The sequence below is a fragment of the Streptomyces sp. NPDC003393 genome (assembly GCF_053589015.1).
In genome coordinates this window covers 204,295-218,044 of record NZ_JBSFRB010000005.1, presented here as the reverse complement: position 1 = coordinate 218,044, position 13,750 = coordinate 204,295, and the positions used below count along the sequence as shown (strand labels likewise).

The 13,750-nt window shown below is 71.2% G+C and carries 12 protein-coding genes; 8 read left to right on the top strand and 4 right to left on the bottom strand.

The genetic code is table 11. The features are described from left to right. Window positions 1-143: 143 nt before the first annotated feature. The 5 genes from ACWDUZ_RS07690 to ACWDUZ_RS07670 all read left to right on the top strand — a co-directional run bounded on the left by ACWDUZ_RS07690 (window position 144) and on the right by ACWDUZ_RS07670 (window position 5,352). Window positions 144-1,211, top strand: a complete 1,068-nt coding sequence (locus ACWDUZ_RS07690; RefSeq protein WP_451630951.1) for a CbiQ family ECF transporter T component — start codon at window positions 144-146, stop codon at window positions 1,209-1,211. After that, entirely contained in the window at window positions 1,208-2,908 is a 1,701-nt protein-coding gene (locus ACWDUZ_RS07685; protein ID WP_451630882.1) for an ABC transporter ATP-binding protein, read from the top strand. Before ACWDUZ_RS07690 ends, ACWDUZ_RS07685 begins: the two co-directional genes overlap by 4 nt. Then, a complete protein-coding gene (locus ACWDUZ_RS07680) occupies window positions 2,905-3,744 on the top strand; it encodes an ECF transporter S component (protein ID WP_451630881.1) in 840 nt (279 codons plus the stop codon). The genes ACWDUZ_RS07685 and ACWDUZ_RS07680 overlap by 4 nt, the downstream gene beginning before the upstream one ends. 370 nt (window positions 3,745-4,114) lie before the next feature. Then, entirely contained in the window at window positions 4,115-4,531 is a 417-nt protein-coding gene (locus ACWDUZ_RS07675; RefSeq protein WP_451630880.1) for an aggregation-promoting factor C-terminal-like domain-containing protein, read from the top strand. Between the two features lie 125 nt (window positions 4,532-4,656). Next, window positions 4,657-5,352, top strand: a complete 696-nt coding sequence (locus tag ACWDUZ_RS07670) for a YoaK family protein (protein WP_451630879.1) — start codon at window positions 4,657-4,659, stop codon at window positions 5,350-5,352. Between the two features lie 2 nt (window positions 5,353-5,354). Here ACWDUZ_RS07670 and ACWDUZ_RS07665 read toward each other — a convergent pair whose 3' ends face one another. From ACWDUZ_RS07665 to ACWDUZ_RS07655, 3 genes are all read right to left on the bottom strand, one after another. Beyond that, the gene (locus ACWDUZ_RS07665; protein WP_451630878.1) at window positions 5,355-5,912 is read right to left on the bottom strand and encodes an isochorismatase family protein; all 558 of its coding nucleotides are present in this window, start codon (window positions 5,910-5,912) and stop codon (window positions 5,355-5,357) included. A gap of 64 nt (window positions 5,913-5,976) precedes the next feature. After that, complete coding sequence (locus ACWDUZ_RS07660; RefSeq protein ID WP_451630877.1) at window positions 5,977-6,159, bottom strand: DUF397 domain-containing protein; 183 nt, start codon at window positions 6,157-6,159, stop codon at window positions 5,977-5,979. Beyond that, complete coding sequence (locus ACWDUZ_RS07655; RefSeq protein ID WP_451630876.1) at window positions 6,140-6,967, bottom strand: helix-turn-helix domain-containing protein; 828 nt, start codon at window positions 6,965-6,967, stop codon at window positions 6,140-6,142. The genes ACWDUZ_RS07660 and ACWDUZ_RS07655 overlap by 20 nt, the downstream gene beginning before the upstream one ends. 91 nt (window positions 6,968-7,058) lie before the next feature. Here ACWDUZ_RS07655 and ACWDUZ_RS07650 point away from each other — a divergent pair, with 91 nt between their 5' ends. The 3 genes from ACWDUZ_RS07650 to ACWDUZ_RS07640 all read left to right on the top strand — a co-directional run bounded on the left by ACWDUZ_RS07650 (window position 7,059) and on the right by ACWDUZ_RS07640 (window position 11,156). Further along, window positions 7,059-7,475 carry an ATP-binding protein gene (locus tag ACWDUZ_RS07650; protein ID WP_451630875.1) on the top strand — a complete coding sequence of 139 codons (417 nt, stop codon included), beginning with the start codon at window positions 7,059-7,061 and terminating at the stop codon, window positions 7,473-7,475. Between the two features lie 422 nt (window positions 7,476-7,897). After that, on the top strand, window positions 7,898-8,515 hold the full coding sequence (locus ACWDUZ_RS07645) for a hypothetical protein (protein ID WP_451630874.1): 618 nt from the start codon (window positions 7,898-7,900) through the stop codon (window positions 8,513-8,515). Window positions 8,516-8,726: 211 nt separating this feature from the next. Beyond that, window positions 8,727-11,156: a SpoIIE family protein phosphatase gene (locus ACWDUZ_RS07640; protein WP_451630873.1), complete on the top strand. Its 2,430-nt coding sequence runs from the start codon at window positions 8,727-8,729 to the stop codon at window positions 11,154-11,156. Window positions 11,157-11,311: 155 nt separating this feature from the next. Here the strand turns inward: ACWDUZ_RS07640 and ACWDUZ_RS07635 are convergent, their stop codons facing one another. Next, complete coding sequence (locus ACWDUZ_RS07635) at window positions 11,312-13,360, bottom strand: bifunctional glycosyltransferase 87/phosphatase PAP2 family protein (protein ID WP_451630872.1); 2,049 nt, start codon at window positions 13,358-13,360, stop codon at window positions 11,312-11,314. Window positions 13,361-13,750 lie beyond the last annotated feature (390 nt).

Sequence of the window (13,750 nt, the reverse complement as noted above, 5' to 3'; positions counted from 1 at the left end):
CGGCACCGGACGCCGCCCGCGCCGTGCCGCGCGGCACGACCGGCGGCACACGGACGGGCGAGCACGGGACGTCCGGCCGCACACGGACGGGCGTGCCCGGAGTGTCCGGCGGGGTCCGTGCGGGAGCCCGCGGCGCGGCCGGCGTGCACGCGGGGGCCTGGTGGTTGTGGGCCCTGGCGCTCGGCACCGCCGCCACGCGCACCACCAACCCGCTCCTGCTCGCCCTGCTGCTCACGGTCTCCGGCTACGTCGTGGTGACCTGCCGCCCCGACACCCCCTCCGCCCGGTCGTACACCGCGTTCGTCCGGCTCGCCCTCGCCGTGCTGCTCGTCCGTCTGGTCTTCGCCGTCGCCCTCGGCTCCCCCATCCCCGGCACGCACGTGCTCCTCACCCTGCCCGAAGTGCCGCTGCCGCACTGGGCGCAGGGCATCCGCCTGGGCGGCCGGGTCACGGCCGAGGCGCTGGTCTTCGCCCTCTACGACGGCCTGAAGCTGGCCACCCTGCTCGTCTGCGTGGGCGCCGCCAACGCCCTCGCCGCGCCCGCCCGGCTGCTGAAGTCCCTTCCGGGCGCCCTGTACGAGATGGGCGTCGCCGTCGTCGTCGCCCTCACCTTCGCCCCGCACCTGGTCGCCGACGGCCGCCGGCTGCGCGCCGCCCGCCGCCTGCGCGGGCGGCCCGACCGGGGTGTCCGCAGCCTGCTGCACGTGGGGCTGCCGGTCCTCCAGGGCGCGCTGGAGCGGTCCGTCGCCCTCGCCGCCGCGATGGACGCCCGCGGCTACGGCCGTACGGCCGAGGTCCCGCCCGCCGTGCGCCGTACCACCGGCGCCCTGACCCTCGGGGGCCTGCTGGGCGTCTGCGCCGGAACGTACGGGCTGCTCACCGCCGAGGGCGGCACCTACGGCCTGCCGGTTCTGCTCGCCGGGGCCGCCGCCGCCCTCGCCGGGCTGCGGCTGGGCGGCCGGCGCTCCCCGCGCACCCGCTACCGGCCCGACACCTGGAACCTCCGCTCCTGTCTGGTCGCCGGAGCGGGAGCGGCCGTCGCGGCGCTGCTCACGCTCGCCGCCGCCCGCGACCCCGAGGCCCTGCACCCCGGTGTCGTGCCCCTCACCGCCCCCACTCTTCCCCTGTGGCCCGCCGCGGCCGTACTCATAGGCCTGCTGCCCGCCTTCGTCGCCGCGCCCGCCCGCACGTGTCCCGAGGAGCCGTCGTGATCCGCTTCGAGGATGTCTCCGTGACGTACGACGGGGCGGCCGAACCCACCGTCCGCGCAGTGGACTTCGAGGTGCCCGAGGGCGAACTCGTGCTGCTCGTCGGCCCGTCCGGGGTCGGCAAGTCGACGGTCCTCGGCGCGGTGAGCGGGCTCGTGCCGCACTTCACCGGCGGCACCCTGCGCGGCCGGGTCACCGTGGCCGGCCGCGACACCCGCACCCACGAGCCGCGCGAGCTCGCCGACGTCGTCGGCACGGTCGGACAGGACCCTCTCTCCCACTTCGTCACCGACACCGTCGAGGACGAACTCGCCTACGGCATGGAGTCTTTGGGCCTCGCCCCGGACGTCATGCGGCGCCGGGTCGAGGAGACCCTGGACCTGCTGGGCCTGGCCGATCTGCGGGACCGCCCCATCGCCACGCTCTCCGGCGGCCAGCAGCAGCGGGTCGCGATCGGCTCCGTCCTCACCCCGCACCCGAAGGTCCTCGTCCTCGACGAGCCCACCTCCGCGCTGGACCCGGCCGCCGCCGAGGAGGTCCTCGCCGTCCTCCAGCGGCTCGTGCACGACCTCGGTACGACGGTGCTCATGGCCGAGCACCGCCTGGAGCGCGTCGTCCAGTACGCCGACCAGGTCGTCCTGCTGCCTGCCCCGGGCGCCGCCCCGCGGATCGGCGCCCCGGCCGACGTCATGGCCGTCTCGCCGGTGTTCCCGCCGGTGGTGGACCTGGGCCGCCTGGCGGGCTGGTCCCCGCTGCCGCTGACGGTCCGCGACGCCCGCCGCCGGGCGGCGGGCCTGCGCGAGCGCCTGGCGGGCCGCGAGCCCGCACCGGCGCCCGGCCCCCCGACCGGGACGGCGGCGGCGCCCGCGCGCCCGGCCGCCCCGCGCGCTCCCCTTCCCTTCCTGCGCAGGCGCGCGCCCCGCGCCACCGGTCCCACGGACACGCCACCGGTCGTCGCCGAAGCCCGCGCGCTGGCCGTCCGGCGCGGCCGCGTCCAGGCGCTGCGCCACGTGGACCTGACCGTCGTCCCCGGCGAGACCATCGCCCTCATGGGCCGCAACGGCGCCGGGAAGTCCACCCTCCTGGGCTCCCTGGTCGGACTGGTGGAACCCGCCGCCGGGCAGGTCCGCGTGGGCGGCGCGGTTCCCCACCGCACTCCGCCCCGCGACCTGGTGCGCCGCGTCGGGCTGGTCCCGCAGGAGCCGCGCGACCTGTTGTACGCCGACACGGTCGCCGCCGAGTGCGCGGCGGCCGACCGGGACGCGCAGGCCGCGCCCGGCACCTGCCGGGCCCTGGTCTCTCAGCTGCTGCCCGGCGTCACCGACGACATCCACCCCCGCGACCTGTCCGAGGGGCAGCGGCTGGCGCTCGCGCTCGCCGTGGTGCTGGCCGCCCGGCCGCCGCTGCTGCTGCTCGACGAGCCGACCCGCGGCCTGGACTACGGCGCGAAGGCCCGCCTGGTCGCCGTGTTGCGGGAGCTCGCCGCCGCCGGCCACGCCATCGTGCTGGCCACGCACGACGTGGAGCTGGCCGCGGAGCTCGCCCACCGGGTGGTGCTGCTCGCCGAGGGCGAGGTGATCGCGGACGGGCCCACCGCCGAGGTGGTCGTCTCCTCCCCTTCCTACGCCCCCCAGGTCACCAAGGTCCTGGCCCCGCACAGGTGGCTCACCGTCGCCCAGGTCCGGGAGGCGCTGGCATGACCGGCGCCCGCGACTCGTTCCACGGCTCGGTGCGGGCCGTCCGCTTCGGCCCCCGCTCCGTGATCGCCCTCGCCCTGGTCAGCGCCGTCGGCGTGATGGCCTTCACCTGGCCCTTCCTGGCCCCGCCGACCTCGCGGCTCGGGGCGCACGCACAGGACGCGCCCTGGCTCTTCGCGGGCCTGCTCGTCCTGCTGGTCGCCGTCCTCGCCGCGACGATCTCCGAGTCCGGTCTGGGCCCGAAGGCCGTCGCCATGCTCGGCGTACTGGCGGCGACCGGGGCCGCGCTGCGCCCGATCGGCGCCGGAACCGCGGGTATCGAGCCCATGTTCTTCCTGATGGTGCTGAGCGGACGCGTCCTGGGTCCGGGCTTCGGCTTCGTGCTGGGCTCGACGACCATGTTCGCCTCCGCGCTGCTCACGGGCGGGGTGGGGCCCTGGATGCCGTTCCAGATGCTGGCCATGGGGTGGTTCACCATGGGCGCGGGCCTGCTGCCGGGCCCGGACCGCCTGCGCGGCCGTACGGAACTGCTGATGCTGGCCGGCTACGGCTTCCTCGCCGCCTTCGCCTACGGCACGGTCATGAACCTCGCGGGCTGGCCCTTCATGGGCACCCTCGCCTCCTCCATCGCCTTCGACCCGCACGCCGCGGTCCCCGTCAACCTGGCGCGCTTCGTCGCGTACTGCCTGGCCACGTCGCTCGGCTGGGACCTGGGCCGGGCCGCCGTCACCCTCGTCCTGACGCTGGCCGTCGGCCCGGCGGTGCTGCGGGCGCTGCGCCGCGCCACCCGGCGGGCCGCCTTCGAGGCGCCGGTCACATTCGACCCGCCCGGACCGTGAACCGACCGTCACCATGCACTCCCGAGCGGTGACCGCGCCGGTGAACCGGCCCACATGACGTAGGTCACCTACGGCCCTGGGTCGTAGCCGCACAGGCCCTGGCATGCGCACCCGTTCACCCGCGCCGACCTGCGCATTGAGAGCCCGCTCACACCAGCCCACCTAGCCGCGGATGCGACGACAACTAGTAAAAGGGGTGTTTGCGGGCAGATCCGCCGCCTGCTTATCTGGACGACGTCGTCAGGCGCCGACGGTCCCCGGACCCGGACATCCGGGACTCCGGGGCCCCGGCGCCGGGGCAGCTTCTCCTCCCGCTCCCGCGGGCTCCGGCTGCTCGCGACACCCCCGTCCCCGACGCAAGAGGTTCTCCGTGCCCGTCTCCTTCATCCGCCGCATCGCCACCCCGAAGAAGGCCCTCACCACCGCCGCCCTGGCCGCCGCCACCGCCGGCATCGCCCTGACTTCGGTTCCCGCCCAGGCAGCCACCCCCGCCGCGGGCGCGGACGCGAAGGCGATCGCGCACCAGATGATCCCGGACGCCGCGCAGTTCAATGCCTTCAGCCGCATCGTCGAGCACGAGAGCGGCTGGAACCCGCACGCCACCAACGCCTCCTCCGGCGCCTACGGCCTGGTCCAGGCGCTGCCCGCCTCGAAGATGTCCTCGGCGGGCACCGACTGGAAGACCAACCCCAAGACCCAGATCAAGTGGGGTCTGGACTACATGAACTCCCGCTACGGCAGCCCGGCCAAGGCCTGGAACTTCTGGCAGGCTCACGGCTGGTACTGAGCCGGCCCACGCCCGGCCTCCGAGCCGGTCATCGACGCGAGGGCGGCGGTCCCCCGATCCCCGGGACCGCCGCCCTCGCCGTGTCCGGACACGGTACGGCCCCGCACGTCTGCTTTCCTGGTGCCATGGCAGCAGACCCGCCGCCGGACGCCCGCCCGGACGCCCCCGACCCCCGTGGCCTGCGGCTGGTGCCGGTGCTGCTGGGGCTGACGGTGGTCAGCGGCATCATCGACGCGGTCAGCTACCTCGGGCTCAGGCACGTCTTCACCGCGAACATGACCGGCAACGTGGTGGTCCTCGGTTTCGCCGCCGCCGGAGCGCCCGGCTTCTCCGTGCCGCACACGGCCACCTCCCTGATCTGCTTCCAGCTGGGCGCGCTGGCCGGCGGCCGGGTCGCGGAGCGCTACAACGGCCGCTCGCGGCGCAACTGGACCCGGGCGACGCTGGCGGTGGAAGCGGCTCTCGTGGGCGCGTCGTCGGCGCTGGCCTTCGCCGCCGCCGGCGCCACCGGCACGACGTACGGCGTCATCGCCCTGACCGCCCTCGCGATGGGCCTGCGCAACGCCACGGTCGTCAAACTGGACGTGCCCGACCTGACGACCACCGTCCTGACCAGGACCCTGACCAAACTCGCCGCCGACTCCCGGGCCGCCGGCGGCACCGGCCGCCGCTTCGCACGGCGTGCCGCATCAGTGATCGCCATGCTCGCCGGCGCCGCTCTCGGCGCCTGGCTGGTGGTCCACATCGACCTGGGCACCCCGCTGCTGCTCGCGGCGGTGGCAACGGGGGTGCTGGCCGTGGTGACATCGGGCCGCGAGTGACGTCATCTGCCGCCGAAGTCGACGTCCTTCGTCTCGACGGTCCCGGCGGTACGCCCCGGCGCCTTCTGGTCACCCCAGTACAGGTTGGTGTGGGCGATGACCTGCTCCGGCGGCGGGGCGCCCCAGGCCGACGTGTCCTCCGTGGTGTGGGCGTCGCCGACCAGGATCGTGTCGTATCCGCGCACCAGCGCGCCGTGCAGCGTCGAGCGGACGCACGCGTCGGTCGACGCCCCGGTCACGAACAGCCGGCCCACCCCGAGCCCCGACAGCACGGTCTCGAGCGTGGTGTCCTCGAACGAGTCGCCGTAGTTCTTGTGCACGAGCGGCTCGCCCTCACCCGGCGTCAGTTCGGGCACGATCCGCCAGCCGTCGCTGCCCCTCGCCATCGCCTCGTCCGCGTGCTGCACCCACACGACGGGGACCTCCTGCCGCCGGGCACGCTCGACCAGGGCGGAGATGTTCGCCACGACCGCATCTCGCGCGTGCGCCTTCTGCACGACGTCGTTCTGCACATCCACGACGAGAAGCGCGGCATTGGGCCGGTCCTGGAGAGTGGTCATCGTTCCCCCTTGCGTCTACCGTTGCCATCCGCGACCACCGTAGACCGTGCCACTGACAATCGGGTCAGTCCACGACGGACGTCCAGGTCACGAAGCTGCTGAAGGCCTTCGGCCGGAAGGTGAGCACCGGGCCGGTGGGGGTTTTGGAGTCGCGGACGGCTACGGCGGTGTCCGGAAGTTCGGCGATCTCGACGCAGTTCCCGCCCTGGTCGCTGCTGTAGCTGGACTTACGCCACTCGGTCTCCATAGCGGTCCTCCATCACGCGCCGGATCAGCTCCGCCGAGTCCTTGAGGGAGAGCGCGGCGGCTTGCAGATGATCGTAACGGCGTGAGCAGTCTTTGACGGTCTGCGGGTTGGCAGTTGGGTGCGCACTGCCGTAGCCCTCCGTGTAGACGATGGTTGGGTCACTCGCGAAGCGGTAGACGTCGAACGAGCCTGTCATTCCGGCATGTGCACCAGCCTTGAACGGCAGCACCTGAACATGGACCAACGGATCGCGTTCAAAAGACAACAGGTGAGCCAGTTGCTCGCGCATCGTTCCAGGACCGTCAATCTCCAGGTACAAAGCCGCCTCGAAAAGGACCACCCAGTAGAGCGGCGGCTCTCCCTTGTCCAAGATGCGTTGACGGTCCAGCCGCACGGCGGTTCGGTCGTCGAGATCGCTGTCGTCCAAAGCACCCAGCACGGCACTCGCGTATCCCCTGGTCTGAAGCAGGCCAGGCACCATGCCCATCTCGAAGGAGTAGATTTCGGTGGCCCTCGCCTGGAGTTCCGCCACCTGCTGGAACCAAGCCGGCAACTGACTGCGCATCACCAGCACGACGAGCCGTGAGAGCAACCCGTCCGCACCCAACGCCGCGTCCACCCGCTCACTGAACTCCGGCGTCGGCAGCTTCCGTGCCGTCTCGATCTGCCCCACCAGCGACCCGGTGTAGTTGACGATCTCCCCCAGTTGCCGCTGCGTCAGGCCGGCGGCCTCCCGCAGTCGCCGTAGCTCGAAGCCGTAGTAGTCGAGCGGTGAGGCCCCCGGGTCGAGGACGTTGATGTTGGTCACGCACGGTCCCCTCTGCGCACGCCGGTCCACGGCCAGACCGGTTGTGTTCACGTGGTAGCCCAGCGTAGTGACGGCACGTCAGCCTCGTGTCGTGAACGACTACTTTCCCTCGATCCTGGCGGGCCCCCGCCCCGCCCAGTACCGGATGACGCTCACGGCCGGTGAGCACTCCGCCCGTCACATCCGCCGGATCATCCGCTCCCTCCTGACCGAGTGGGACCTGACCGACCCGGCGGACGCCCTGGAGCTGGCCGTGACCGAGTTGATCTCCAACGTCGTACGCCATGTCCCGGACCGCCGCTGCACGCTGCTGGTCCTGCGGCAGACGGCGGGTGTCCGGGTGGAGGTGAGCGACGGTTCACCCCGACTTCCGGCCGGCTCTTCGGACCTCTCCCCGGAAGCCGAGTGCGGGCGCGGCCTGCTGCTGCTCGACGCCGTCGTCGACACGTGGGGCGTGGAGCCGCACGGGACGGGCGGGAAGACCGTGTGGTTCGAATGCGACTCCTGAAGCATGAACGGAACAAGGCCCTGCGCCTTCCATGCCGTGCCCTTGCCCGGGTTCCCTGCCGCCAGACCAACACAGTCGGTGGGGCCGACCGCACACGCCACCCAGGCCCTCCGCCCTCAGCCCTCCTTGCCGCTTCCGGTCGGCCGGCCACAGTGCGATGAGCCGGACGAGGCCGTCGTAGGCGTAGTCGCCGGCCGGACGGTGCCGACACCCGACCGGGATGAGGGCCGCACCCTCGCACAGCCGACCGCCGCCCGCCTTCGCGACCAGGATCCGCGCTACTCTTTACCTTATTATCGATATATTTTGTGATTCTCTTGACATAAAGGAGAGCGCTCGTCTCACCGCCGCTCCGGCGCTGTCGGCCGCAGCGACTCGAACACGGTGGCCCCCCACGGCACGGCACTGGGAGTCCCACACACATGGCAATCAAGGAAGCCGCCCGTCGCGGCCAACGCCGCATACGCGTGGGGTGCACATACTCGTGGCTGGCTCTGGCAGCCTTGTGGCTGGTCTACGCGATGAACGCGAACATGCGGAACTTCGACTTCGTGGTCCATCCGCCGATCGTCAAGGAGTTCGAGGTCACGCCCGCGCACCTCGGGTTGTTCGCGGGCTTCCTCACCTTCGCGCAAGCGGTCCTGGTCCTGCCGCTGTCGCTCTGGTCCGACCGGGGCGGCCACGGCTGGGCCAGGAAGTTCCGGGAACTGCCTGTGGCCTGCGAGATACCTCGTCTGTACGCGCTGTCGTCCGACTCCAGCGAGAAGGGCGCGATCGCCATCGGCAACGGTCTGCAAATGGTCGGCCAGGGCATCGGCGGGCTGTCCCCCATCCTGCTCGGCTGGCTGATCGAACGCTTCGGCGGCTTCTCCAGCGCCCAGGGCTTCCACCACGGCCTGTATTTCCTGGCGGCTCTGCAACTGATCGCCGCGATCGTCATGACGTTCTTCACCCGCGAGACCATCGGCGTCTTCAAGGACCGGGACCGGGCGCTGGTGTCCCGGAAGGCCTGCAATCTGGAGGCGCCCACTGCTGCCTGACGCCCCCGGCCCCGGCGGCCGGCCGCCGGGCAACCGTACGAAGAAGTGCCCCTACGCGTGAACGGATCCGCCCCGTGCCCGAACCTCGTCCCGTCCGTCCGAATGCCGCACACTGCGCCTCCACCTGCACCGTCGTGCCGTGGCTGTGCCGTGGTCAGAGGCGCACACTGGTCTCACGGAGGCGCGTGCTCCACCGGAGTGGAGTGGTGACATGAGCCGCTACGGCATTCGGCATCCGGCGAAACAGCCTCAGGGAACCCTGCTCGCGATCGATGGACACGGGCACATCAGCGCATGGACGCCGGAAGCGGAGTCCATGCTCGGATACGCTGCCCCTCAGATCCTCGGACAGCACCTGGACCACATTCTCACCGCGCCGTACGCACCTCTCCAGCGATCCGCAGAGATGTCCGGCGAATGGACAGGAATCCTCAGGTTCAAAGCGAAAAGTGGAGAATTCTTGTCGCTTTGGGTGAGCATGCAGCAGGTCGCCATGGTCGCCGGTGAACCGCCCTGGTCGCTTCTCTTCTTCAGGCTCCCGGCGGACGTGGAGAACGAGGAGATCGATCAGGCTGTTCTGCGCTGGCTCTACGAGAGTTCGCCTATGGCACTCACCGTGTACGGAACAGATCTCCGCTGCCTGCGCAAAAATGCTGCCATGGCACTTCTGACCGGGACGCCGGGGTGCGAACGTATCGATGAAAGCACACATCAGGCCCTTACGAAGGATGACGGAGTCGAGTGGGAAGCGGCATTGCGCCGTGCCATCTCCGAAGGTTCTGCAATATCCACTCAGGAAATCCGAGTCGGCGTCCCGGGCTCTGCGGACGGCGAGCGCGTATTCGTCGCCGCAGCCGGCCCGATGTTCGACACCTCCGGCCGTGCCATCGGCCTCTGTTCTACGCTGTCGGACGTGACGGAGCAGCGTCGCGCCAGGCAGCGGCTCATGCTCTTGAGTGAGGCGAGTGAGCGCATCGGTACGACACTCGACGTGTCGGTCACGGCCCGTGAACTCGTCGATCTGCTGTGCCCTCGACTGGTCGACTGGTGTCATCTGGATCTGCTGGACAGCATGCTTCGCGGTGAAGAACCCGGCCCGTTCAGCGATAAAGTGGCCCTCCGGCGCGTGGCACACGCCTCAGTACGCCCCGGTGCCCCGGAAACGACGAGCAATATCGGTGAGGTCGCCTTCTACCCCGCCCATTCGCCCCCTGTCCGAAGTATGATACTGAACCGAACCCTTGTCCTGGCATCGGGCGACCCGGACATGGCGGCCTGGCTCGCCGAGGACTCGAGACGCGCCAAAAGGTTCGGGAAATATGGCTGGCGCTCGGTGATGGTCACCCCGGTGGGAGCACGAGGGGCAATTCTCGGAGTTGTTGTGCTGTTCCGGAACAATCAGGACGCATTCACCGATGACGACCGGCTCCTCATCGAGGAACTCGTCTCAAGGGCAGCGGTGTGCCTGGACAACGCGCGGCGCTACACACGAGAGCGGACCACAGCCCTCGCCCTGCAGCAGAGCCTGCTGCCGCACACCCAGACAGATCAGACCGCGGTGCAGACCGCGAGCCGGTACCGTCCCGCCGATTCTCATCTCGGAGTCGGCGGCGACTGGTTCGACGTGATCCCCCTGTCGGGCAAGCGGGTGGCGTTGGTGGTGGGTGGTGTCGTCGGGCGCGGCATCAACGCCGCGGCGACGATGGGCAGACTGCGTACCGCGGTACGCACTCTCGCCGATGTGGACCTTCCCCCCGATGAACTTCTGACACACCTCGACGACGTACTGACCCGGCTGCGCACGGAGAACCGGCATCCCGAGGCGAGCGGCGACGTGGGTGCGACCTGCGCCTATGCCGTGTACGACCCCATATCCCGGACGTGCTCCTTCGCCTCCGCAGGGCACCCACCTCCCGCCGTTGTCTCTCCGACCGGCGCGACCACGTTCTTGGACGCACCCTGCGGACCGCCCCTCGGAGTCGGAGGACTGCCCTTCGAATGCACAGACCTGGCTCTTCCCGAGGGCACTCTGCTCGCGCTGTATTCCGGCGGGGTGCTCAATGCCCATCATCATGACGTCGACCTCGCGCTCAGCAAGTTCGAGCAGGCACTGCGGACCCCTGGACTCTCCCTCGACGAACTCTGCGAGGAGACGCTGCGGCAACTTCTGCCGTCCCGGCCGCCGGACGACGCGGCGCTCCTCCTGGCACGCACCCGTGCGCTCAGTGCCGAGCAGGTCGCCATACTCGATGTCCCGCCTCGCGACTCGTTCGTCGCCGAAGCCCGTTCCTGGACCGCTCAGCGTCTCGATCACTGGAGGCTCGTCGAATCCGGGTACATCACCGAACTGCTCGTGAGTGAACTCGTCACCAATGCCATCCGCTACGGCCGACCGCCGATCCAGCTGCGTCTGATCCGTGACCAGACCCTCGTCTGCGAGGTGTTCGACGGCAGCAGCACTGCGCCGCACATGCGCCGGGCTCGCCTCTCCGACGAAGGAGGACGAGGGTTGCTGCTGGTCGCACAGCTCACCCAGAGGTGGGGCACACGTCACTCACGACAGGGAAAGACGATTTGGTGCGAGCAGCGGCTCGATCCTCCGCAGGACACCGACCTGTTCGACGCCCTGCCGATCACGTGATGGGCCGGCTGTGCGGCCGGCCGCTCGACCGAGTTGCCCGCGAGCGTCGGCGATCGTCGTCGGTCAGGACGTGACCGGCCCCGCCGAGTACGCGCAAAGCACAACCGACGGCCGGCCGGACCCTGCACAGCCCGCGTCGCCGGGCGTGCACGGGGTCATCTCGGCGTCCGCTCCTTCGGGACGGCCGCCTCGCTGCTGCGTTCGGCGGCGGCCGGGACCGTCCGGCCGCGCGGACCCTGGAGCAGATACGTCAGCCCGAAGCCCGTGCCGACGACGGCCGCGCCGCCCACCGCGTCCAGGACCCAGTGGTTGCCGGTGGCGACGATCGCGGAGACCGTGAAGAGGGGGTGGAGCAGGCCGAGGGCCTTCAGCCACCACTTCGGGGCCACGACCGCGATCACCAGGCCGCACCACAGGGCCCATCCGAAGTGCAGGGACGGCATCGCCGCGTACTGGTTGGTGAGGGCCGTGAGGGTGCCGTAGTCCGGTCGGGAGAAGTCCTGGGTGCCGTGGACGGTGTCGATGATGCCGAGGGCGGGCATCAGGCGCGGCGGTGCCAGCGGGAAGGCCCAGAAGCCGACCAGGGCCAGGAGCGTGGCGAAGCCGAGGGCCGAGCGGGCCCAGCGGTAGTCGACCGGGCGGCGCCAGTACAGGACGCCGAGGACGGTCAGCGGGACCACGAAGTGGAAGGATTCGTAATAGAAGTCGAAGAAGTGCCGCAGCCAGCCGGCCCTGACGACGGCGTGGTTGACCGCGTGCTCGATGTCGATGTGCAGGAACCGCTCCACGGCGAGGATCTCGTGGCCGTGGTGCTCGGCACGGGCCCGCCCGCCGGAGATGGTGCCGCCGGTCGCCGCGAGACGCACCTGCTGGTAGGCGGCGTAGGTCACGCGGATCAGGAGGAGTTCCAGCAGCAGGTTGGGGCGGATGAGGACCCTGCGCAGGAACGGGAGCAGCGGGACGCGTCGCCGGCGGGCCGCTACGGGAGCGGCGTACCGGGCCGGGACGGGTGTCCGGTAGTGCTCCGCGGTGCGGGAGAGGAAGGGGACGGCCGTCGCCGCGGCCAGCGCGGCCAGCAGGACCGTGTTGTCCCGCAGCGGGTACATGACCGGGACGTTCGGCAGCAGCATCTTCGCCGGGAGGGTCGTCACCAGGGCCACGGCGACCGGCCAGACGTAGCGGTCGGAGACGCGACGGCCGACCCGGCCGACGACCGCGAGCAGCATCCACAGCAGCTGGTGCTGCCAGGTGGTGGGTGACACGGCGATCGCGGCGCAGCCGGTGAGGGCGACCGCGAGGAGCAGCTGCCCGTCGCGGGCGTAGCGCACGGCCCGGCGGACGCCGAGGACGGCGACCACCGTGCCCAGCGCGAGGAAGAGACCGATCTCCAGGGGGCCGGTCAGGCCGAGGCGCAGCAGGGCGCCGTGCAGGGACTGGTTGGCGAGGGCGTCGGCGCGCCCGCCGAGGCCGGCGCCCGCCATGTGGTGGACCCAGTAGGTGTACGAGTCCTGCGGCATCACCGCCCAGGCGAGCGCGGTGCAGGCGGCGAACACGGCGCCCGTGGAGGCGGCGGCCTTCCTGCGGTCGGTGCACCACAGCAGGGGCGCGAACAGCAGCATCGTGGGCTGGAGCGCGGCGGCGACGCCGATCAGGGTGCCCGTGGTCCGCTGCCCGCGCACGACGAAGCAGCCGAGCAGCACGAGCAGGACCGGAATGATGCTGGTCTGGCCGAGCCAGAGCGCGTTGCGCACCGGCAGCGACACCATGAGCAGGCTGATCGCGACGGGCGCGGCCAGCAGGGAGGTGCGGCGGCCGACCGGCTGGGGCAGGGCGCGGGCGGCGATCAGGCCGATCGCGACCACCAGCAGCAGGGTGCCGAAGATCCAGCCCCAGCCGAGGGCGTCCTCGGCGGCCTTGGTCAGCGGTTTGAGGACGAGGCCGCTGAACGGCGTCCCGGTGAACCGCGTCGAGTCGTACAGCGATCCCTCGACGTGCAGGACCCCCTCCGGCCCCACCCAGGTCTCCAGGTCGGTGAGTCTCTGCCCGGGCGGAGTGGTCAGGACGGCGGCCACCTGCCGTATCGCGAGGACCCCGGCGATCAGCCACAGGCCCAGGCGGGCCGCGTGCAGGCGCGCTCCGGTCGGGTCACCTGCCGTCGCTCGGAGTGTTCCGGATCCTGTCCCGCTGCGCTCCGCGTCCGCCACGCCTCGTCGGCCTCCCGCCCCTTCGTCCCGGTACGCACCACGAACCCTGGGGGCGCGCGGCCCCGGAGAGGCTCGCGGCTCCCCCTGTGGGAAGACGCGGGCGGCCCCGGGTTCACCTGTCGTCCGCCCGCCTTTTGTCCGGATGACGATAGTCCGCCCCGGATGTGGTCGTGCTCGCCGGGCGCGACAAGGATCACAGTGCGGGCCCGTGCGGGTCGCCCGGCGCAGGGCAGACGTCCCTGCGTATCACGCATTTACGTGCAGTGTGCATCGACTCGCGTACGCCACGTGAGGGGAGCAAGCGGTCGTATGGTCGATTTTCGGCCTGGTTCGTCCCGGCCGGTTCGGTCCCCTCGCCGCAGACGTCGCGTGGGCCGCGTCCTTGTCCCC